Source organism: Arthrobacter globiformis (assembly GCF_003261175.1).
GTDB classification, from domain to species: Bacteria; Actinomycetota; Actinomycetes; order Actinomycetales; family Micrococcaceae; genus Arthrobacter; species Arthrobacter globiformis_A.
In genome coordinates this window covers 14,704-35,593 of record NZ_QLNP01000083.1, presented here as the reverse complement: position 1 = coordinate 35,593, position 20,890 = coordinate 14,704, and the positions used below count along the sequence as shown (strand labels likewise).

Here is a 20,890-nt window from a genome sequence, read left to right as displayed (position 1 = left end):
GCTCACCGATCCGCTGCCCGCGGAGGAAGACGTCGAGGCTCTTCCGGGCGCTCACGGGCGGACCTGGAGTTTCGAGAAGCGCGGTACCAGGGCGACGTCGCGCCCCAAGATCCTGATGGCCTGCATGACGACCAATATGTGCGACATCTAATCCTTCGGCCCAGGCACAGCGGCATCAGTTGTAGCGTGGTCCTGGCGCTCGAGCAGGCGGGATGCGCCGTAGCCGATGACCACTCCCCAGAACGCGGCATGGATGTTGAAGAGGTCCAGACCGGAAACCGTGACAACAAAAGTTACCAGTGATCCCAGGGTGAAGTTCGTGGCGAAGGCGGTGATGAAAGCCTGCTGGAGGGCCCGCAGCATTGCGATGCCGCCCAAGGCCAGAATGAATGCATCGGGGGTGGCGAGCATGAAGCGGGTGAGTGTGGGGGCCAGCAGGGCGCAGACCAGGGACAGCAGACCGTAGACCACCGCTGCGGTGTACTGGCGTTTTTTCTGCCCGGAGGAGGCCAGTAATGCGTTGGTCGGCCCGGTGACACAGGCGGAGACGGCGCCGAATGCCGCATTGAGCAGGGAGAACAGGCCCGAACTCACCGCGAAGACGGTGATCGGAGGGTGATGGCCCGCGGTCCGGAGGACAGCCGCACCCTGCCCGTTCTGCACAACCAGTACCGTGAGCGCCAAGGGTATCACCAGCTCCAGTTGGGCGGCCCAAGTGAACTCGGGAACAGTAAACACAGGGGCGGCGAGGATCGGGCCGCCCTCCTTAATGGTGAACCGGCCGCTGAGCGCGACGGCGACGACGCCCACCGCCAGGGCGCCGAGTACCGGAGGGAGATGCCTGCCCAGGGCGGGCACGGCGGCCAGCAGGAGAAATGCCACCACCATCGGTGCCGCCACGGCGGGGTCGGTCCGGGTGGAGGAGACGATGTCCGTCCCAAACCGGAGGAACACGGCTGCAACCATGGCCATGACAATCGGCACGGGAATCGCGGCCATGCTTGGGCGCACTACGCCGGTGGCACCCAGGGCGAGGATCAGCACGCCGGCGGAGAAAAACGCCCCGACCACTTCCGGGAAGGACAGGTGCTGCAGGGAGGGCCCCAGCAGGACCGTCCCCGGAATGGACCAGGCGAAGCCCAGTGGCTGGCGATAGATCATTGACATGAGCAGGGTCGCCGCGCCTGCCGAGAGGAAAATGGCGAAGACCCACGACGCGAGCTGGGCCTGTGTCAGTCCGCCAAGGGACCCGACGGCAAGGGTGACTGCGATCGGACCGGAGGCGGAAAACGCCAGTCCGACGACCCCGTTCGAGGCGTAATGTGGGCCGATGTCCCGCAGAAAGTCGCGTACCCCAGCCGGACGGGCCCCGGGCCGCTCGAAGAGCGGTTGGGCTCCGTGGTTAAGGCCTGGTCCTGCCTTGTCAGTCGTGGACTGGGCCTTCGAGGGGTGGGGCATCGTTTGCTCCTGAGGCGATGACGGGTGCGGAAGGATGGCAAAGCATTAGGGGAGCAGGTTCATGCAATGTCAAGAGCCCCTGAAGATCCGGCTAAGATGCGTTAGTGAATCGAGTTGGGATGTTTGGCCAGCGGTGTGACCTTGATTTTCATGTAGGGGTACATCGGGAAGCCGCTGAGGATCTGCTGCAGCTCGTCGTTGGATCCGACGTCGAAGACCGAATAGTTTGCGTACTCGCCGACCACCCGCCAGATTGAGGCAAGACGGCCTTCCTGTTGCAGCGCCTGGGAGTACTCCTTCTCCAACCCCTGCATGCGGGTAACGTCCTCGGGGGAGAGATGCGATGGGAACTGCACGTCCATCCGGGCCAAAAACAACACTACTTTTCTCCTTTGTGGTCGGGGCTAGGACAGCCTGTAGGTAGCGAGCTTGTCGTCGTCGATTTCGGCTCCGACCCCGGGCAGATCGCGCACCGAAATCGTGCCACCGATGATTCGGAGAGGGTCGGCCAGCAGGTCGTCGGCCATGTCGAGGAAGTTTGACAGTTCGCCAGCGCGGCGGCTGGTGGCCTCGTGGGCGGCACCGAAGGCGATGGTCGCAAGCGAGCCAACCTGTGTGTCGATCTGGTTGCCCATGGTCACGTCCACGCCGAGCCCGGTGCAGAGCCCGAGGATCTCCGTGGCCTCCGTGAAGCCAGAGCGCGCGGTCTTGATGCAGATGGCATTGCAGCCGCCGGAGAGCAGTTCCCGTGACGCATCGCCGGCCGTGGGGACGGATTCGTCGCCCACTACCGGAATTGGGGATTTGTCGACCAGGCGGCGGCGACTCATTGCTTCCTTTGCGTCACAGGGCTCCTCGAGCAGGGTCAGTCCCAATCCCTCGGTCCGCCGCAGCACCTCAAGGGCTTCGTTTGCGGTCCATCCGCGGTTCGCGTCCAGGTAGATCTCCACATCGTCACCCAACCCCTCGCGCAGCACGCGGCAAGCCTCCACGTCCAGTGACAGCGGCCTGCGGCCCACCTTCAGTTTGAAGGTGGTGATGCCGTATTCCTCTCCAAAGCCCAAGGCTTCGTCGAGGAGTTCCTGCGCGGGCCGGAAGCCGAGCATATGGCTGACCCGCATATGGTCCGTGTACCCTCCGAGCAGCTTATGCACCGGAGTGCCGAGTGTCTTGCCGATCGCGTCCCACACTGCAATGTCAACGGCACCCTTCGCGACCTGATTGTGAATGGTGCGGCGCAGTACCGCCTGGATCTGCTCGCGGTCCAATATCTCGAGGCCGATCAGCTGCGGGGCAAAGGTCTTCTCGATGATCGTTCCGATCGACTCCTGCGTCTCCCCGTAGGTATATGGGCGGGGAGGTGCGTCTGCAACTCCCACGACGCCGTCGTCCGTGTACAGGCGCACCAGTACATGGTCAGCATTCGCCACCTCGCCGCTGGCGAACTTCAGGGGATGCGTGTAGGGGATCGAGTAGGGAATCACTTCAATCCGTTCGATTTTCAACGGCGCGTTTCCTTTCGGGTCAGACGAGGCGAGCGTGGTGGCGGAAGAGGTGAGAAACGCCCAGAGCCTTTGCTCCGGGACGCTTCATTGGCCGTGGCCGCCCTGGCCAAGGCATGCGGGGGAGTCCGCTACTTGGACTGGCCAACCTTGGCGAGGACGTAGTCGTAAACGGCTTCCTCTCCGGCCCCGCCATCGGTGCGCGGCTTGGGGTCAAGCATCAGTTCAGGCTTGACCGCCGAAGCGATGTCATCGGCGTTGTGCGGGTCTCCGGGGAAGTAAAGCTGCTGAGTCACCGGCTGGTATCCGGGCGCGGAGACCTTGATGTGTATGTGGGCGGGGCGCCACGCGTGCCACCCAGCAGCACTGATCAGCTGCCCGCAGGCTCCGTCGGTCGGGATCTGGTAGGGGGCCGGGCGCATGGTGTGGAGCACGAATTGGCCATCGCTGTCAGCCTTCACGGTGGCGCGGAAGAGCCACTCCGGGAGCCCGGGAGCGTACTGGGAGTAGAACCCGGCCGCGTCCGCATGCCAAATTTCCAGCTGTGCACCCTGGATCGGGTTGCCGTCAGTGTCGGTGAAGTGGCCGCTGAAGCGCAGGGGAGTACCCTCTTCGCCCTCACGCATTTCTACCGTGGCGGGGGACTCGAGCGCCGGCGAGTTCGGCACGTAGTAGGGGCCCTCGATGGTGCCCCGGGTACCAGGGCGTTCTTGGGAGTTGACGTCCTCCACTGTGTGTTCGAGCCACACGTCGAGGAACAGCGGCCATTCCCCATCGGTGCCGACCTTGATCAGCCAGGCCTTGAGCGCGTTGTACTCCTCATAGGTGACTTGGTGCTCAACGACGATGTCATTAGCAGCCTTGATCAGGGCTCCGGCGAGCAGGCTCACGCGCTCCTTGGATACGCCCAGGCCGGCGATCTTGCCCGAGGCGGCGAAGCGCTCGGTGGCCTTTGAGCCGGCCTCTACGGCAGTACCCTCATTCTCTTTGCGGATGTCCGCCTGAGTATCAGTCATGGTGATCTCCATTCATCCTTGAATCCGGGACAGGAGGGGCTCCTATCCCGCCGCGACGTGCCGGGCACAGGCTGGGCCCGTGGGGCCATCGGCTTCACGTGACGTCCATCTCAGGTTAGGTGCAGGATAAGGACGAAACAAGTATCTATTAGGGCGGCTTTCGGTATCTAAACGTACATAAAAGCACCCTTGGTCGAACCTAGGGTTTTGCCTGATGTGAAAGCGATCACGCTGGGCAAGAATGGCTCACATACCTTTTCCTCAATGGGCAGAAACGTTGTTCCCCCCGGACGCTGCTCGCCCGCCCCCAATCTCCGAAGAAGGAGCACGTGATGACCGAGAACCTGACCCGTGTCCGTGAGGTCCTTGCCGACGCCGTGATCGATGATCGTGAGAACGGTGTCATCCGGGCAAAACGCGAAATTTTCACTGACCAGGAAATATTCGAACTCGAGATGAAGCACATCTTCGAGGGCAACTGGGTCTACCTCGCGCATGAGTCCCAGGTTCCCAACGTGGGCGACTACTTCACTACCTCTATTGGGCGGACCCCGGTGATGATCACCCGGGACAAGGACGAGAAGATCAACTGCATCGTCAATGCTTGCTCGCACCGGGGCGCGATGCTGTGCCGCCGCAAAACCGACAACAGAACCACGTTCACCTGCCCGTTCCACGGCTGGACGTTCAAGAACTCAGGTGAGCTGCTGAAGGTTAAGGACTCCCGCAATGCCGGATATCCGGAGACCTTCAACAAGGAGGGCTCGCACGACCTCACCAAGGTCGCCCGCTTTGACTCGTACCGCGGTTTCCTGTTCGGCTCCTTGAATGCAGACGTCCTCCCGCTCGAGGAACACCTGGGTGACGCGACTAAGGTGATCGACTCAATCGTGGACCAGTCCCCGGAGGGGCTCGAAGTACTGCGCGGGTCTTCCACTTACACATACGACGGCAACTGGAAGGTGCAGGCAGAAAACGGCGCCGACGGCTACCATGTCACCGCCGTGCACTGGAACTACGCCGCGACCACCGCCCGCCGCAGCGCCGGCGATTCCGCCAACAAGACCAAAGCCATGGACGCAGGCAAATGGGGGAAGGTCAAAGGCGGCTTCTATTCATACGATCACGGACACCTGCTGCTGTGGCAGGAGTGGACCAACCCCCAGGACCGTCCGCTGTGGGACCGCCGCGACGAGCTGGTCGAGAAGTACGGCGAGGAGATGGCTAACTTCATGATCAACATCTCGCGCAACCTTTGCCTGTACCCCAACGTCTACATCATGGACCAGTTCTCCTCGCAAATCCGCCACTTCCGGCCAATCTCCGCTGACCAGACCGAAGTCACGATCTACTGCATTGCCCCCAAGGGGGAGTCCCGGGAGAACCGCTCTAAGCGCATTCGCCAGTACGAGGACTTCTTCAACGCGACCGGCATGGCCACGCCGGACGACCTCGAAGAGTTCCGCTCCTGCAACAAGACGTACTGGGCCACGTCGGCGCCGTGGAACGATATGACGCGCGGCTCCACCCACGAGATCGCCGGCCCTGACGAACAGGCTACGGCGCTGGGCATGACGCGGGTAATTGCCTCTGGCGTTCGCACTGAGGACGAGGGGCTCTACCCGATCCAGCACGGGTACTGGAAGGAAGTTATGGACAAGGCTCTCACGGAGACGGAAGCCTCAACCAACGAAACCGTGTCCGTCACTGTCTGACCAAGCGCCCCGACTCACAGAGAGATTGCACACATAAATGGTCAACGTACTTAACCCCTTGCCCGCGCTGAAAAGCTCGGAGGAAATCGCGACCCTCGAGACCGTGCGCGCCTTCCTCTATAGGGAAGCCCGCTTGCTGGACGACCGCCAGTTCGACGAATGGCTCCAGTGCTATCACCCGGACTCCGAATTCTGGATGCCGGCATGGGACGTCGACGACCAGCTCACTGAGGATCCCCAGAACGAGATCTCGCTGATCTACTACGAAAACCGTGGCGGCATCGAGGACCGGGTGTTCCGGATCAAGACCGACCGTTCCTCCGCCACGTCCCTGCCGGAGCCCCGTACGGGGCACAACATCACTGACGTCGAGGTTCTGGAGCACGACGGCGACCAGGTGAAGGTCCGTTTCAACTGGTTCACCCTGTACTTCCGCTACAACACCAGCGACACATATTTCGGCACGAGCTACTACACCATCGATCTCTCGGGCAACGGGCCCATGATCCTGAAGAAGAAGGTCGTACTGAAGAACGACTACATCCACCATGTGGTGGATGTCTACATGATCTGACGGAATCCGGCGTCGGCCGTGGTTTGCGCGGCCGGTCACGCTCAAGAGCATCCAGCCGTTACATCTCCGCTCACACGAAACATTCGCACGCACTACTTATTCGGGTCGCGAAGGCGCGACCCCACAGGAGGAAACATGGGCCATCAGGTAGCCCTCAGCTTCGAGGATGGCGTCACCAAGGTCATCAAGGTCGGTGACTATGAGACTGTCATGGACGCGGCGTACAAGGCGCGCATCAACATCCCGTCGGACTGCCGTGACGGTGCCTGCGGCACGTGTAAGGCTTTTTGCGACTCAGGCTCCTTCGACCCCGGGGACTTCATCGACGACGCGATGACCGAGGAGGAGCTCGAAAAGGGCTACCTGCTTACCTGCCAGGCAGTCCCGGAGACGGACCTCGCCATCCAGATCCCGGCCACTTCGGAATCCGCCAAGACCTCTGCAGTCACGTTCACCTCCACCCTTAAAGAGCTCGACAAGCACTCGGAGTCCACAATCTCCTTCGCCCTGGACGTGCAGAACCGGGACGCTCTGGCGTTCCTGCCCGGCCAATACGTCAACATCAAGGTCCCGGGCACCGACGCCGAGCGCTCGTACTCCTTCAGCAACGGCCCCGAAGTGGAGGACGCGTCCTTCATGGTGCGCATAACCCCGCAGGGCGCCATGTCTGAGTACCTGCGTGACCGGGCCGCAGTTGGGGACACTATCGAGTTCACCGGCCCCTACGGCTCATTCTTCCTCCGCGAACCAAAGCGGCCCCTCCTTTTGCTTGCAGGCGGCACCGGGCTTGCGCCCCTCCTGTCAATCCTGGAAAAGCTCTCCGAGAACCCGCCGGCCACCGCGGTCCACCTGATTTACGGCGTCTCCCGTGAAGCCGACATCGTCGGGCTCGACTGGCTGCGCACTTACGAAGCAAAGCTGCCGAGTTTCACCTGGGACTACATCGCCTCCGAGGCCGGTACCTCCGCCCCGCACACGGGATATGTCACACAGATCATTCAGCCGTCCCACCTGAACAACGGTGATGTCGACATTTACCTGTGCGGTCCGCCGCCCATGGTGAACGCCGTTTCCAAGTGGCTGGACACGGAGGACATTCAGCCCGCCAACTTCTATTTCGAGCGTTTCGCCCCAAAGGAGACCACCGGAGGGGACACCGAGACAGGTGCGCCGGCCCCGGTGGAGAAGCTGGAGACCGAGGGAGACGCGGTCAGTCGCGTCCAGGCCATTTCTTCACTGGAGACCGGCCGGCTTGAGTTCCGCAAGGAGGACAGCTTCGCCCATCTGGAGGCCCGCATGGGCCTTGAACTTGCAGTGACCGAACTCATGGTGGGCCGCCTTAGCGAGGAGCAGCTGAACCAGTTCCGCCGCCTCGCCGAAGCGACCACACGCGCCGTCGACTTGGGCAGTGTCCTCGACCCGGAACAGTACGTAAGGACCAACGAAGAGTTCCACGAGTACCTCTTCACGGTCTGCGACAACCCGATGCTGCTGGAGTCATACCGACTGCTCGACGTCCATGCCCAGATGGCAGCTACCTTCGTGGAGGGCACGGAAATCTTCGAGCGGGTCGCCCAGGACCACCTCGAAGTCGTGGCCGCATTCGAGCACCAGGACAAGGAGCGCGCCCGGGAAGTCATTATGGCTCACGCCCGTGACGCCAAGCGCACCATGTCCCGCGCTATCGACGCCAAAGACAAAGTCTCCTGATGGTTACGACATACGCTGGGCAGTTCGTCACGCCCGGCCGCTTCGCCGGCAAGGTGGCGGTGGTAACGGGTTCAGCCCAAGGTATCGGCCAAAAGGTCGCCGAGCGGATCGGGGCCGAAGGGGGCGCGGTGGTCCTTGTGGACCGCGCCGACATCGTTCACGAGGTCGCCCGGGAGATCCAGGAAGCCGCGAAGAGGTCAGGAACCGGAGGGTCCGCCGTCGCCGTGACCGCGGACCTGGAAACCTTCACGGGCGCACAACAGGCCGTGAGTGCGGCGCTGGATCTTCACGGCATGGTTGACGTTCTCGTTAACAACGTTGGGGGAACCATCTGGGCCCGCCCCTACGAAGAGTACGACGAGGAGAAGATCGAGCGGGAGATCCGCCGTTCACTCTTCCCGACCCTGTGGTCCTGCCGCGCCGTACTTCCGGCAATGATCGAGCAGGGGTCGGGCACCATCGTCAACGTCTCCTCAGTCGCCACGCGCGGGATGCACCGCGTCCCCTACGCGGCGGCGAAGGGTGGCGTCAACGCCCTTACCCAGTCCTTGGCCATGGAGGTCGCCGCGCACGGTATCCGCGTTGTCGCTACCGCCCCCGGTGGCACCGAAGCCCCGCCCAGAAAAGTCAAGCGGGGACCGGAAGCGCAGTCGGCGGCCGAAAAGGCGTGGTACCAGACCATCGTGGATCAGACCGTGGAGTCCTCCCTTTTGAAGCGATACGGCACCCTGGACGAACAGGCTGCGCCGATCGTGTTCATGGCATCCGACGAGGCGTCGTATGTGACGGGCAGCATCCTCCCGGTGGCAGGCGGAGACCTCGGTTGAGTATGCCGTGACGGAAACTCGCTGGCGGGGGCAAATGGCGCGCTCGAGTAAGCTTGCCAGCATGATCCCTGGCCCCCACCACGGCGACAGCGAGGAAGATCTGGAGCTCCTCGGCAGGGCTGAGGTCTTCGAGGAGTTGCTGGAGACGCTGCGGACCGTGCGCAAGGGGACCGTACGTTCAGTGGTGCTCAGCGGCCCACAGGGATCCGGCAAGACTGCTGTGCTGGATCTCTTCCTGGAGCGCTGCCGCGCCGTGGCACGCGGTGTGCGGGTGCTGTCCGCTACCGGCGACGAGTGGGAGGCGCAGTTCCCCCTCGCTGGCTACTCCCAGCTCATGGTCACCCCGCCGCTGCGCTCGGCGAAGGACCATGATCGAGCCGCGGCGCCGGCCGCGGACCTGGCCGGCGCTCTCCGCCCTGCCCAAGTGGCCAACTACGCCTCGACTCTTAACGCGCACCTCGAAGGGCTTCAATCGCACGGGACCGTGGTCGTAGCCGTCGACGACATCCAGCACCTGGATGCAGAAAGCCTGCACGTCCTCGTGTTCGTTATGCGACGGCTCCGCGACAAGAGAATCCTTTTCGTCGTCACTCTCGACCCCACTCAAGCACAGCTCGTACCCGCTGGCGTGCTCGCCTTCCTCACCGGACATCAGGTTTCCCGCCTTCCGCTGGAACCACTGTCACCAGAGCAGGTTCAGGAGCTCGCCCGGCGCCGGTTCGGCATCGACATGAGCGCGACGGCGGCCCACGGCGTAGTGCAGCATACCGGTGGTTTGCCCCAGTCGATTGTGGAACTCCTGGCTGAGCTTCCGCCGGAAACCTGGCAGACGTGGTTTTCGTCCCTACCGCCGAGTTCCCGCGTGCGCGGACGGGTGCGGAGCCTCCTCCACGCCGCGTCTCCGGAGCTGGTCGCCGTGGCGGAGGCCGCGTCTGTGCTAAGAAGCAGCGCTGGCATAGCTGAGGTAACCTCCGTCAGCGGAGTCGCATCAGTCATGGATGCACTCGACGAGGGCCATCGAGCCGGACTGCTGGGCCTTTCAGTGGAACAGTCACGCTCGGTAGTGACATTCTTTGAGGCTGGCATCACAGAGTCCGTCTATGAGCAGATCGTCCCCTCCCGGCGCATTGAGCTGCACCGACGGGCTGCGCAAACCGTGCAGCTTGAGGGCGATCGTCTGGAGCACCGCGTGTCCGCGACACCAGGCGCTGACGAAGAATTGGCCGCGGAGCTGGAAGAGTACGCCCGCCAACAGGCACTCGTGGGAGCCTGGCGCGATGTCTCGACCGCGCTGTTCTCCGCGTCAAGGCTCTCCGCGGACCCCCGCACCATGAATGATCGGCTCCTTAGAGCAATCGACGCCCTCGTGGGTTCCGGCAACATGGCCCAGGCGCAGATGTGGGCCGCGGCAGTAGACGCCATGGCGCCCTCACCGCTGCGCTCCTCCGTGCTCGGCTACCTCTCCACGGCGTCGGGACAGAACCACAGTGCCCAAACCCAGTTGGAAATGGCTTGGAGAACGAGCAACCCGGAGCGGGATCCGGTGGACGCCGCGCAGGTGGCCCAACGCCTGGTTCTCCACGGGGTGGCGTCGTGGGATGGCCGGCTCATCACCCGTTGGGCGGAGCAGGCAATGACCCTCACGAAACCAGGCACCCCGGCCCACATCGAATCTGAGGCCATCTACGGGCTGGGCCTTTACGCCCAGGGCAGGCTGTCCGAAGCAGAGGGTTCCTACCGCAGGGCCTTCGAGCACGCCTCCGAGAATGCCCAGAAGCAGCGTGTGCAGATGGGTGCCGGCTGGCTGGCCCTGCGCCTGGACGACGCCGAGACGGCGCTTGTAAACTTCGAAGCCGCTGCACCGACTGAATTCCGGGGCGGATCATTGCGGATCTCCCTGTGGGCCGAAGCGTGGTTGGCCCGCACCCACCTCGTGCTCGGTAACTGGGATGCGGCCGCCGCCACGGTTGCCCGCGCTTCGGTGCGGCTCGAGACCTCGAGGATGCCGCTGATCCGCCCTTTGTTGTACTGGACCGCCGCTGAGCTGTGGTCCATGCGCGGGGATTGGGACCGGGCGCGATACTACGTCTCCCAAGCGGCCGTGCAGCCGGGCACCTACCGCGCCATGCAGGTACCGGCCAGTCTCGCCCGGGCGCGTTTCCATGAAGCACGCGCTGACTACGAAAGCGCTCTGGCCGTACTGCAGCCCCTGACGGAGCTGGACCCTTGGACAGAGGATCGGGTGTCCTTCTGGCCCTGGCAAGATACCTACGTCAACGCCCTGGTCATGACAGACCAGCTTGACCTCGCCGACAAGTTCCTCACAGCCTTCGAGCAGGTGCGGCGGGAGCGGGCAGTACCCTCAGACCTGGCACGAATGGCGTGGGCAAGGGGCCGCCTCGTCGCCGCCCAAGGTGATCCCGACACGGCCCGGGAGCACTTCGAGGCGGCACTGGGACACTTGCGCGGGCTTAACCGGCCGTACCTGCGCGCAAGGGTGAGCTTTGCCTTCGGGCAGAGCATGCGACGGGCCGGCAAAAGACGCCTGGCATCCTCGGTGCTTCGCGTGGCAAGGGATCTCTACGATTCCCTGGGCGCCGTCACGTATGTGGACAGATGCGACCGGGAGCTGAAGGCCACGGGGCTTGATGCCGGCAACCTGCCCGACCCTTCTGACGCCGTGCTCGCCGCCGTGGCCCGGCCGCAGGTCCAGCTCACCGCCCAAGAGCAGGCAGTGGCCGAGCTGGTGGCCGCCGGCGCCACCAACAAGGAGGCAGCCCGTAGCCTGTTTCTGGCCGAGAAGACCGTGCAGTACCACCTGACGCGCATCTACGGGAAGCTGGGGATCCGCTCCCGGAGTGAACTGGCGGCACGGTTCCGGGCTGCGGACTGAGGACGTCTCCTCATGTCCATGGCGGCCCTATCGTTTATCGCGTTGTTGCGGGAGGGGAAGGAACATGAATACTGGGAAGTCCTGTCGTGGCGGCGCGGACGACGCCGAGAAAATTGTGGAGCAGCGCGGATCGGTCCTCACGCCGCCAAGCGACGGCCAGTTCAACTTCGGGGGCTTCGTCAATGTCGCGATAGACCACGCCCTCAAGCTGGAGGGCACGGATGCTTGCGGGAATGATGGCTACACCACCACCGGCGGCCACCAGGGAGAGCATCGTGGAGGTCTCACTGATCACTTGGGTGATGCGCGGCTGGAAACCGGCCTTCCGGCAAATGCCTGCGGTGGTCCGGTAGAGAACAGAATCCGGTGGATAGGCAATGAACGCTTGGTCTTGTAGTTCGCGCACCGACACTGGCCGGTCCACCGCAAGGGGACTGAAGGAGGGCAGCGCCACGATTAGCGGCTCACGCGTCACCACGTGGTAGTCAATCTCTTGCGAGGCGACGGGTGGACGCAACAGCGCCGCATCGAGGGTGCCATCCCGTAGCCCTTCCTCCATTGCAGGAGTCAGCATCTCGCCATGCAGGGTGAGCGACAGTCCCGGGAGTTCCTGCTTGGCGCGGCGGACGATCGGGGGCATAACCCCATAGGTCGCCGAGCCGGAGAAGCCCACGCGCAGCACCCCGGCAGCACCCTGTCCGACCTGGTACACGTCCGCCCGGAGCGTTCCGACGGCGTTGACAATCTGCCGCCCCCGGGTCAGCAGCTCCTGCCCAGCCGCCGTAAGCTCGACCCTACGGGTAGTGCGGTTAAACAGGCGCACCCCCAATTGCTCCTCCAGCTGGCGGATTTGCTGCGACAAGGGCGGCTGAGCCATGTGGAGGCGTTCAGCGGCACGGCCAAAGTGGCGCTCCTCCGCTACAGCGATGAAGTAGTTCAGCTGCCGTATCTCCATTGTGGGTGCCTTCCCTCCGCCCGGTGTATCCGGTCCAGGACCGAACACCATTGATTCACAGAGTAACCATAAAATGGACGACTAGTACATGCGTCAGACCCAATAGCGGTGTGGGTCGCGCACCCGGGCGGGAGCTGCCGGGCGGTGCGGTCAGCGACGGGTTGTGGAAGTAGCGGCGAGGTGGTCTTTTGATGGGTGCTCGGTCATCTCCCCGACTCTGTGCTCGGCCTCTTCCAGCTTCCGCTGGTGGGGAACCAGAACCGTCACGACGGCCCCCACCAGGGCCACGCCACCAAAGATGTAGAACGCGGTAGCCCCTCCGATGCCTGCAACAGCCAGCCAGCCACCGATGATCGGTCCCAGTATGCCGCCGCAGCGGCCTACGCTTGCGCACCATGCGACGCCGGCAGCCCGGGCATTGGTGGTGTAGTAGTTGGACTGGAACCCGTAAACCAGCACCTGGGTGCCCAGCGTACCTAGTCCGGCGATGGCGATGCACAGGAACAGCACGGGCAGCGGGAAACCAAAGGTCATCAGAACCAAGGAGATGGTGGCCACGACGAAGGTGAAGGCTATGACTCGCTGTGGACCGCGCTTATCGGCCAAACGTGAGAGCAGCAGGCCTCCCACCACAGCCCCGAGGTTCAGCGCCAGCGGGAAGAACAGGGCGTACGTTCGCCCGTAGCCGTAACCCTCCATGATCTTCGGCAGCCACGTGTTCAAGCCGTAGGTCAGCAGCAGGCCGGAAAAAGACATCATGCCCAACAGGATCGAGGGCAGGGCGAACTGGCTGGAGAACACAGCCGCGAAGCCGGCCTTCTGGGGGGCCGCACCCAATTGCCGAATAACCCGCTCTTCGATAAGCGGAACGCCCGTCCGTCTGGCGGCTGCCTGAGCCTCCTCCTCGCGGCCGCGCGCCAGCAACCAGCGCGGGGATTCGGGAAGCCTGAACGACGCGATGGGCACGAGCAGGACCAGGGGGAGGGCGCCGATCATGAACAGTCCTCGCCAACCGATGTTGTTGAGGAACAGGATGCCCATGATGGAAGCGAAGACGCCACCGGCCGGGATGCCCGAGTAGACGATAGCGTTGTAAAACTGGCGCCTGCCCGCCGGTGCGAACTCCGCCATGGTCGCACCGGCGCTGGCAAGAACAATGCCGAGTCCCACCCCGGTTATGAACCGCATGGCACCGAAGGCCGTTACGGTCGTGGTTAGCGCCGTGATGAACATGCCTACCGAGAACCAGGCGATACCCAAAAGCATGGGCCGGCGGCGGCCAAAGAAGTCGCCGACTGCGCCGCAGATCAGCGACCCGACCAGCACCCCAATAAGTGCCCACGAGCCCAGGAGGCCGGCTGCGGCGGCATCGAAGGCGCCAATCTGGGTTGGGTCGGCGAGCAGCCCCGGCAGGACGGTGCCGTACACGACGAGGTCGTACCCATCGAATAAGAGTGCGGCGCAGATGACGAACGCCACCCAGTTTGCAGTGCGCGCCTCTGTGCGCGGATTTTGGGCGACGACGGTGGGCGACTTTGCCATATGCCTGTCCTCTCTGACGGAGCATGGAAGTAATGCGGTAGGGGTACGCCGGGGCACCCGTCGTCCAGTGTGGCAGGGCTGTGACGCGCGCCATATGAGGAAAATACCCGGGTTCGGGCCGGGGGGTGATCTATACATTGGCCATATCAATGAAAAGGGCACGACAGCCACAGCATAAAAGTACGAGCGAGGTGGCGTACCCTGAGGGCCTGGGGGGCATGCGGCTTCCACAAGTACCCGACCCGTCCCAATCGGGACGAATTCAGTATGGATAAGACGCGTGGACAGCTGGTTGGCGCGCCGTGCCGGTCGATAGGGTGAATAGATGATCAACCCCGCACGCCTGCACTCGGACCTGTCCCGCCTCGGCAGGGAGACCGACATGCTAATGGCCACCGTCGAGTCACTGTCCGCCGATGAAATGACTGCCCCTTCCCTGTGCGAGGGATGGACGCGGGCCCACGTCATTGCCCACCTCGCCTCGAACGGCCGCGCCTTGGTCCGGCTCATTAACTGGGCGCTCACTGGCGAAGAGCAGCAGCTCTACGCCTCGAAGGAGGCGCGCGGCCAGGAAATTTCGGACCTCGCCAATTTGCCTCGTGAGGAACTGCTTGGCATGCTGCGCGAGTCCGCTCAATACTTTGCGGAGCAGGCGCGGCGGCTGGGAGGGGGGCTCGCGGTCGAGGAGGTGCACCTGCACGGTAAGCAGATCCCCGCGACATCAATCGTGGCGTTGCGAATCGCAGAGGTCGTCGTCCACCATCACGACCTCGGCACCGCCTGGACTATCGAAGAGGCTGACCCGGACTCGGTGCTTAACGCCATTGAGGCTGCCGTTCGCACGATGCGCGCCAAGGGAGCACCGGGAATGACCCTGGTGACGGAGGAACGCGACGAGTGGGTGATTGGCGATGGTGCTCTTCGTGTCTCGTCGGACCGTGAAGGATTGCTCGAGTGGTTGGCTCGAGGTGCTCTTGACAATGTGGAGGCTAGCGGCCCCCTACCGACGTTGCCGTCCTGGTAGCGGGGCAAGTAAGGGCGACAGAAGCCGCGAAGCTTCTCTGAGTCCTCCTTTGGAGACCCGTCCGATGACTTCCTTTCCCAAGGCATGTAACCCCGAACCGAGCATCCTGTTCAGGCACTTCGTCGTCGCACTGGCCGACCACTGCAACTAGTCGGACGGCTCCTCGCCGAAGGCACGAGCTCACCCCCTGGCTGCCCCAGCAGGCCTGCCACCACAGCGTGAGTCTACCCACGTTATTTTGAGTAGCTATCAATAAGGCGATAGAGTTGGATGTAGGCCAGAGTAGCCCTCGAGTACCGCACCGGTGAACATCCCCGGGCCGGCAGGGCAGGCGACACAACCCGCAACGCCCTTCTGCTTGAGCGGCACTGGAACCTGAACTGGCCCTGATCCTGAACCCCGAGGAGTACCCATGACTTTGCTCGCCGAACGCCCCGCAACGACCCATTCCGCCCCTAAGACCGCTGCCGGCACCACTGTCGTTGGCCCCGCGCTGCGCGGCGGCAGCTATGTAACTCTGCCCGGTGGCAGCGCCCCGGCCGGTGTCGAAGGCACCTATGTCACCGTCCCCGGCAGCCGAAACATGTCTCCCGTCACGCGTGGAAGCTATGTCGCGGTGGCCGGCGCTCCCGCAGTTGCCGCCGGCCTCGTCGAGGGCAGCTACGTAACGCTTCCGACTGCAGCCTAAAGCCCCAGCGTCTTTGGTGGATGGCACCGTGCGGCGTAGAAAGGAGGCCGACGGCGACACTGCGTGTCGTCGTCGGCCTCCTTTTATAATGCTGACTTCGGAGTCGGACGGTGTTCCATGTGCAGGGCCCCTGAGCCACACGAGGGCTTGCCAGCGTCATTGAGCATGGGAGCGTTGTCGGGGAGCTTCACGTTGCCGTCCATTTCCCCGTCGCAGTTGCCGGCCAGCCAGGTGTCTGTCCTAGGCGCGCGCAGCGTGGGCCCCGTCCCGCGGACCGAGCGGTCTTACAGCCCGCTGACCATGACCAGCCGGGTTAATTCGGTGCCGCTAACGACGGTGAAGTTCCGGCCGGCGGCGTGGACCAGAATGTCATTAACCCAGCTGATGGCCTCGGACACCTCCCAGTGCTGAGCTTCATCATGGAAAAGCCCTCGGCCGCCGCCTCTTTACTCAGACGCACCAGCTTCTCGTCGCTGTACCCTGGCCATCCGGGTGAGGTGGTGTACGCCGGGAACCGTCGGCTTTGAGCGGGGCAATCATCGCCCTTCCCGCGCTGGCCGGCAGGCAGGATCTCCAGTGCTTGCTCGGGGCTGAGGGCGTCGCGGATGTGGGTGAAATCGGCGACGCTGAGCAGCTCTTCGGGAGTCATTTCGCTGCGCCTGGGCGCCTCCGGAATGCTCGCGAGACGGCTCGCGCTGGATGTGATCGCAGTCCACTGAGCTAGGCTGGCTGGCTGGTCAAGGGGCGGAAGCTGTCGGAACCCACGTTACGAAGGACTTGTCGTCCTGCCTGTATCAGCGATGGCCTGCCGCCTGATCGGTCCCGCTGACAACACCCCCTCACCCTGCAACGGGACTCGGGCTGCGAAACATGCAGCGGTCCAGCGCGGGATCGTGGGGGTAGGGACAGGCAGAAGCCTTCTTAGACTGTCAAAGCCGGCGCAGGATACGTTCCCGGGCATCCAATAGGCCGTCAGCGGGCTCCCAGTTGCGTTCTGCGGCGGCGGCCCACGGCGTCGGAAACTGCTACGCCTACGAGTGGAAGAACGGCCCCAATAGCGGCAACGAAGGTCGGAAGCAGAAAGGTCAAATTCGCCAGCACGACCAAGGCTCCGAGGCCGGCGAGATCAGATGGTTGGCGTTGGCCCAGTACCTGCCGAATAAAAAAGCCCCGGCCGGCAAGGAAGAGAGCCGGTCCACCAAAAAGAAGCAGAACGGTGGCCAGATCGGGGCGGACGGCCGGATCGCTGATCACGAGCTGATCACCAACCGCCACCAGGATAAGGCCTGCCAGTAACATGACCAAGGTGTTGCCCGCCAGGATGCCGGGCCTGAACTTATCATCGACAGAAGCAAGCTTTTCCAGAATGTCCTGTTCGAGGCCATGGAAGTAGCACCACCAGATCGCGACGCTTCCGGCCAAACTTACGGTCCCGGTCAGAAATATCAAGGGGTTCTCCAGATTGCCTGCAATCGCCAGGCCCGTTGAGAGGATCGTCTCGCCGAGCGCGATCAGGTAGAACAACCCGAACCGCTCGAAGATCCTTTCTCCCGGGAGTGGGACCCGCCTTCCTTCGGTTTTCCGGCCGGGCAGCCTGTGCGCCAGCATATGGCCGCCCAGGTCGATCGCGGCAGCGACACCCCAGAACATCAAACGCGGACCTTGACCGAAAAAGACGCCGGCAATCCAAAACGGCGCGCTCATGCACCCCCAGACCAGCGTGCGCACGAAGTGGTCGTGGGTGGTCCGGTCAAGCCCGACAGTGAGCATCCACGCACCCCGGCCCAGCTGGACGAGGAGATAGCTAGCAGCAAAGAGCCAGCCGAAGGCGCCAAACGCTGAGCCGATTGAGGCGTTCATGAACAATGTGACAAGCATGACGATCAGCAGCATCCACTGCACCTCTAGCCGCGAAGTGTCCAGCAATGTAGCAGCCCAGGTCGTGTACACCCACACCTTGTAGACCGCGAGAAGAAGCACAAATGTCTCACCAGCCCCCACCCACGAGGGATGCTCCAGCAAATGATGGGATAGCTGCGATAGCGCGAAGACAAAAACCAGATCGAAGAATAGCTCAAGGCTTGTAACCCGGTCTCCGGAGGTCGCGGAACGCATCAGCGACCTTGCACGAACCATCAGTATCCTCCACCGGGCTAGGAGCGGACGGATGCCCCCCTCCTGTTGTCGAAAGACTGACGGCGGTCAGCAGAGAAGTCAAGGGGGAAAACTCGAGGGTCAATGGCCCCGGATTGACTTCGGCCTTGACGCGGCGATTCGCCAGCAGCCCGTCTTCCTTCGTGCCGAACGTACGGTTACCCCGGGCCAGCGTCCGCACAGTAGCGCCCCCTTGAGCCGCAGACGCAGATACAGGCTATGCAGCGGCGGGGAGTCGTAGCCGGCGAGCATCATGTCCGTGACAATCACCGTTCCAGTTCGTAGTCCTCCTTGAGCTGCTCCTTGACCCTGGCGTTCGCAGAGTCGCGGCGCACGTGGTCCGAGACCCGCGGCAGGTCGGATGGTGTGCCGGAGCAGACCAACTTGATTCCTGACCCGACAGACGAATATCTCCCACCCCGTATCGTTAGACGGCCGATGCTAGCGGACGAGGTTCAGCGCTGCGTTTACGATGGATGCTTCGTCGATGCCGTGGATCCGGTATGCGTCCTGCAGATCAGAGGACTGCCCGAAGTCCTTCACTCCCAGGGAGACTGTGCGGTCGCCTCGGGCCCCGGCGAGGAAGGACAAAGTGTGGGGGTGTCCGTCCTGGACCGTGACGAGGGGCGCGGGTGCGTGTCGTGGAAAGAGGCCGTCTATGATGTCGAATCCGGTTCCTTGGTTAAGCGAGTTGCGGCGCTGGAGGGATTCAAAGACCAGGTCAGGGGAGGTGAGGCAGACTACGCCGGCCACGACGCCAAGTGCCTTCAGCCGTGTGGCCGAGGCGATGACTTCGGGCATGATCGCTCCGACGCCGACCAGAGTGACCCTGTCCTCGACCGGGTCGTGGTCGGTCAGCCGGTAACCGCCGGCAACCGCGTGCCTGCGACGCCGCTCCAGCAGCAGCGCGTCCGTCGGCAAGGCGGCCAGAGCCTGATCCAGTGGACGGGTGGTGAGCCGGAAGTAGGCTGAGCGTCCTCCGGGGATGCCGATCCGGCTCATGGCTTCGAGCATGCACCATTCCAGATCCTGGGCGAAGGCTGGCTCCCAGGCTGTGCACTCTGGTTGTTCCAAGCCGATGGACGGAGTGGTGAGGGACTGGTGCGCGCCGCCCTCCGGTGCCAGGGTCACCCCTGACGGTGTCCCGATCAGGATGGACTGGCCCCCGGCGTACATGCCAAAGGACCACGGTTCGAGGGCGCGCGCCACGAACGGGTCGTAGATGGTGGCGAGAGGAATCAGCGGCTGGCCCCAGCGGCTCCAGGTCGTTCCGAGTTCGGACAGGAGGCCTACGAGGTTGGTTTCGGCGATGCCGAGTTCAATGTGTTGGCCGTGGGAATTTTCAATCCAGCGGAGGACCCGTTCCGGGTCGTCCGCGAACCAGTCCTGGCGCTCGCCGACGGACCAGACTCCGGTCTTGTTGATCCAGCCGCCGAGGTTGGTGGAGGAGGCAACGTCGGGGCTGCAGGTGACGACACGGTGGGCCACCTCAGGCGCTGCCCTTTTCAGGTCGGACAGGAACCGTCCCAGAGCGGCTTGGGTGGAAATTCTGTCGCCGTAGCCCCATGGCAGGGAAGCGGGGATCTGGAGGGACGGTGCCAGTGCGGGTTGCCTGCGCTTGAGGCGGAGGGATGCCTGGGCGCAGGCCTGTTCTTCAACGGTGCCCGGCTGAAATTTGCGCCATGGATCGTCAAGGTCCATCCCGGAGATCCCCGCCAGTGTTTCCATCTGATCTTTGGACAGCAGCGCTGCGTGGTTGTTCGGATGTCCTTCGGTGGCAAGGCCGCGGCCCTTAATCGTGTAGGCAAAGATGACGGTGGGCCGGGTGGGGTCGACGTGGTTGTAAGTGTCGAGCAGCAGTCCGATGTCGTGTCCGCCGAGATCACGTACCGCCACAGCTTGTTCTCTGGCGGTGAGCGAACTGAGCAGGGTTTCCATGGCCGGGGTTGAACCGCTGGCGCGCAGACGGTCGAAGATCTCCGAGTCGGGGGAGCGGAGCAGCCGCTGGTATTCCTCGTTGGGCATGGTCTCCAGCCGGCGGCGTAGATCCACACCGCCGGGACGAGTGAAGAGTTCCTGCACACGGGTTCCCCACTTCCGGGTTAGGACCTGCCAGCCGGCGGCTTCAAACATGCCCCGTAGGCGCATGATCTGGGAATCGGGTACCACCCGGTCCAATGACTGCCGGTTCAGATCGACGATCCAGAGCAATTCGCCGAGTTGCGCCACCGCCGGGTCGGCGACAGCTTCCCAGATGGCGCCTTCGTCCAGTTCGGCGTCACCCAGAAGTCCGATAAAGCGGCCGGACTTGCGGGATTCAGCGTACCTGTCGCTGACGAAGCGGTGTGACATGGCCGCCCAGATGGTGGCCGTGGCCCCGATACCCACACTCCCGGTGGAAAAGTCCACCGTGTCAGGATCCTTTGACCGGCTGGGGTAACTCTGCAGGCCGCCCTTCTGCCGAAGTGTGCTGAGTTTGTTTTCGTCCAAGTCGCCCAGGAGGTAATTGATGGCGTGCAGGACAGGGGAGGCGTGGGGTTTGACTGATACACGGTCCGCCTCGGTCAGCTCCGAGAACCAGAGGGAGGTCATAATTTCAACCATGGAGGCGCTGGAGGCCTGATGGCCGCCGACCTTGATGCCGCTGGTGTTGGCCCGTCCGCGGTTGGCGGCGTCCACGATTGCGGCGGCTGTCCAGCGCACCCGCCGGGCGATACTCTCCAGGACTGCTGTCCCGAACGCTGCATCCTCAGGGCACGCGGTGCCCGGGCGCTCTGCTGTGGTCTGAAAATCTTCCACCCTCATGATGGTCTCCTGTACAAGTAAGCGTTC

The 20,890-nt window shown here is 63.4% G+C and carries 15 protein-coding genes; 7 read left to right on the top strand and 8 right to left on the bottom strand.

Going from position 1 to position 20,890, the window contains the following annotated elements; translation table 11 throughout:
• Positions 1-147 precede the first annotated feature (147 nt).
• The 4 genes from DBZ45_RS13125 to catA form a co-directional block, all read right to left on the bottom strand.
• The gene (locus DBZ45_RS13125) at positions 148-1,458 is read right to left on the bottom strand and encodes a benzoate/H(+) symporter BenE family transporter (protein ID WP_111904341.1); all 1,311 of its coding nucleotides are present in this window, start codon (positions 1,456-1,458) and stop codon (positions 148-150) included.
• A gap of 101 nt (positions 1,459-1,559) precedes the next feature.
• A complete protein-coding gene (catC, locus tag DBZ45_RS13120) occupies positions 1,560-1,838 on the bottom strand; it encodes a muconolactone Delta-isomerase (RefSeq protein ID WP_111904340.1) in 279 nt (92 codons plus the stop codon).
• Positions 1,839-1,862: 24 nt separating this feature from the next.
• Positions 1,863-2,963: an enolase C-terminal domain-like protein gene (locus DBZ45_RS13115; protein ID WP_111904339.1), complete on the bottom strand. Its 1,101-nt coding sequence runs from the start codon at positions 2,961-2,963 to the stop codon at positions 1,863-1,865.
• A gap of 128 nt (positions 2,964-3,091) precedes the next feature.
• Positions 3,092-3,988, bottom strand: coding sequence for a catechol 1,2-dioxygenase (gene catA / locus DBZ45_RS13110; RefSeq protein ID WP_111904338.1), 897 nt, complete (start codon positions 3,986-3,988; stop codon positions 3,092-3,094).
• Positions 3,989-4,308: 320 nt separating this feature from the next.
• Between catA and benA the strand changes: the two genes are divergently transcribed.
• From benA to DBZ45_RS13085, 5 genes are all read left to right on the top strand, one after another.
• On the top strand, positions 4,309-5,691 hold the full coding sequence (gene benA / locus DBZ45_RS13105) for a benzoate 1,2-dioxygenase large subunit (RefSeq protein WP_111904337.1): 1,383 nt from the start codon (positions 4,309-4,311) through the stop codon (positions 5,689-5,691).
• Between the two features lie 37 nt (positions 5,692-5,728).
• Entirely contained in the window at positions 5,729-6,265 is a 537-nt protein-coding gene (gene benB, locus DBZ45_RS13100; RefSeq protein ID WP_111904336.1) for a benzoate 1,2-dioxygenase small subunit, read from the top strand.
• Positions 6,266-6,400: 135 nt separating this feature from the next.
• Positions 6,401-7,975, top strand: coding sequence for a benzoate 1,2-dioxygenase electron transfer component BenC (benC, locus tag DBZ45_RS13095; RefSeq protein ID WP_111904335.1), 1,575 nt, complete (start codon positions 6,401-6,403; stop codon positions 7,973-7,975).
• Positions 7,975-8,802 (top strand): 1,6-dihydroxycyclohexa-2,4-diene-1-carboxylate dehydrogenase, encoded by an 828-nt coding sequence (locus DBZ45_RS13090; protein ID WP_111904334.1) that lies wholly within the window; start codon positions 7,975-7,977, stop codon positions 8,800-8,802. The genes benC and DBZ45_RS13090 overlap by 1 nt, the downstream gene beginning before the upstream one ends.
• 61 nt (positions 8,803-8,863) lie before the next feature.
• Positions 8,864-11,695, top strand: a complete 2,832-nt coding sequence (locus tag DBZ45_RS13085) for an AAA family ATPase (protein WP_111904350.1) — start codon at positions 8,864-8,866, stop codon at positions 11,693-11,695.
• 34 nt (positions 11,696-11,729) lie between these two features.
• Here DBZ45_RS13085 and DBZ45_RS13080 read toward each other — a convergent pair whose 3' ends face one another.
• Entirely contained in the window at positions 11,730-12,650 is a 921-nt protein-coding gene (locus tag DBZ45_RS13080) for a LysR family transcriptional regulator (RefSeq protein ID WP_111904333.1), read from the bottom strand.
• Positions 12,651-12,800: 150 nt separating this feature from the next.
• Positions 12,801-14,192 carry an MFS transporter gene (locus tag DBZ45_RS13075; RefSeq protein ID WP_111904332.1) on the bottom strand — a complete coding sequence of 464 codons (1,392 nt, stop codon included), beginning with the start codon at positions 14,190-14,192 and terminating at the stop codon, positions 12,801-12,803.
• A 325-nt stretch (positions 14,193-14,517) separates the two neighbouring features.
• Here DBZ45_RS13075 and DBZ45_RS13070 point away from each other — a divergent pair, with 325 nt between their 5' ends.
• Both DBZ45_RS13070 and DBZ45_RS13065 read left to right on the top strand, forming a co-directional pair.
• The gene (locus DBZ45_RS13070; protein WP_111904331.1) at positions 14,518-15,216 is read left to right on the top strand and encodes a maleylpyruvate isomerase family mycothiol-dependent enzyme; all 699 of its coding nucleotides are present in this window, start codon (positions 14,518-14,520) and stop codon (positions 15,214-15,216) included.
• Positions 15,217-15,628: 412 nt separating this feature from the next.
• A complete protein-coding gene (locus DBZ45_RS13065; protein WP_111904330.1) occupies positions 15,629-15,904 on the top strand; it encodes a hypothetical protein in 276 nt (91 codons plus the stop codon).
• Positions 15,905-16,876: 972 nt separating this feature from the next.
• Here the strand turns inward: DBZ45_RS13065 and DBZ45_RS13055 are convergent.
• The gene (locus DBZ45_RS13055) at positions 16,877-18,019 is read right to left on the bottom strand and encodes a low temperature requirement protein A (protein WP_223257068.1); all 1,143 of its coding nucleotides are present in this window, start codon (positions 18,017-18,019) and stop codon (positions 16,877-16,879) included.
• A gap of 480 nt (positions 18,020-18,499) precedes the next feature.
• A complete protein-coding gene (locus DBZ45_RS13045) occupies positions 18,500-20,863 on the bottom strand; it encodes a transketolase-like TK C-terminal-containing protein (RefSeq protein ID WP_111904328.1) in 2,364 nt (787 codons plus the stop codon).
• Positions 20,864-20,890: the final 27 nt, after the last annotated feature.